This is a genomic window from Cecembia lonarensis LW9, assembly GCF_000298295.1.
Lineage (GTDB): Bacteria > Bacteroidota > Bacteroidia > Cytophagales > Cyclobacteriaceae > Cecembia > Cecembia lonarensis.
This window is the reverse complement of the sequence record NZ_AMGM01000205.1, coordinates 1-1,108: the sequence shown is the minus strand read 5'-3', so window position 1 is coordinate 1,108 and position 1,108 is coordinate 1. Positions and strand designations below refer to the sequence as shown.

The 1,108-nt window shown below is 44.0% G+C and carries 1 protein-coding gene; it reads left to right on the top strand.

The annotated features are described in order from the left end of the window. The coding region (locus B879_RS23790) for a glycosyltransferase 61 family protein (RefSeq protein WP_157231783.1) at window positions 1–1,001 on the top strand (1,001 nt) is incomplete at its 5' end. Window positions 1,002–1,108 lie beyond the last annotated feature (107 nt).

Here is a 1,108-nt window from a genome sequence, read left to right as displayed (position 1 = left end):
TAACCAATAATGTGTCTTTGTCTAAAAGGTTTCTTCGTAAAATTGAATATCCGTCATTAAGTCTGAGATCCTATCACTCTGTCGTTTGCGGTCCGGGGCAGGTCTACTGGAAAGACGGTGTCGTTCTTCCAGATAGTTTCCGACAGATAAAGGCTCATCGTCTACGTAGTCGCACGATACTGGAGGCCGGTCAGTGGTTCGCTGAAGACCCGGGTGCAACTGCCGTGTGCAAAGAAGGTACTTATTTTGCCTTGGACAGTGAAGTCCCTGGACATTTTGGACACTTTACGAGCGAGATAGTAGCTCGAATATGGGGTTGGAAGCTAGCGAAAGTACGCTTTCCAGAGCTAAAGGCGCTCATATCTTTTGATGGAAAACAAGGCGACCTTTACAACTGGCAATATGAAATATTAGCCGCAGCGGGAGTCGAACGAAAAGATGTCGAAATAATCCATCAACCTACTTTGGTGGAAAGATTGATTGGCGCGACGCCAATGTTCAGCAATCCAAAGTTCGTCCATCCGAATCTGAAGGAAGTATGGAATGATATAGGGCGAAATCTTTATTGTCCTATGACTAAGTATGACAAAATATTCGTTAGTCGAAGACCAGAAATCGGTCGAGGTTGTTCGAACTCAGACGAAGTTGAAGATTTCTTCAATAGCCAAGGTTTTAAGATAATATATCCGGAAGACTATTCGGTATCAGAGCAAGTTTCTTTGTTTAACAATGCCTCGACAATCGCAGGATATGCCGGAAGTGGCATGTTTAGTCTAATGTTCACTCTTGAGCCAAAAAAAGTGATTGTGATTGGATCGGAATCTTATGATGCGATTAACGAATATCTAATCGGATCTCTCCTGAAGGCAAAAATTACCTATATTTGGTGTAAACCTAAAATTTCACATCCGGAAGGAACGTGGACTTTAGAGGCCTTCATGTCTGAATACTTCGTTGATTTACCCGCCAACAGCAAACTCCTCTCAGATGCTTTAGCCTAGGCATTTACCGCAGGCTCCTTCGGAGTACCCGATGGCGCTCAATAATGGGGTTTGAATCTATGTGCAGTCTGCACATTTGGTTCATGGTCCCTCAGCTTATCCGGCAG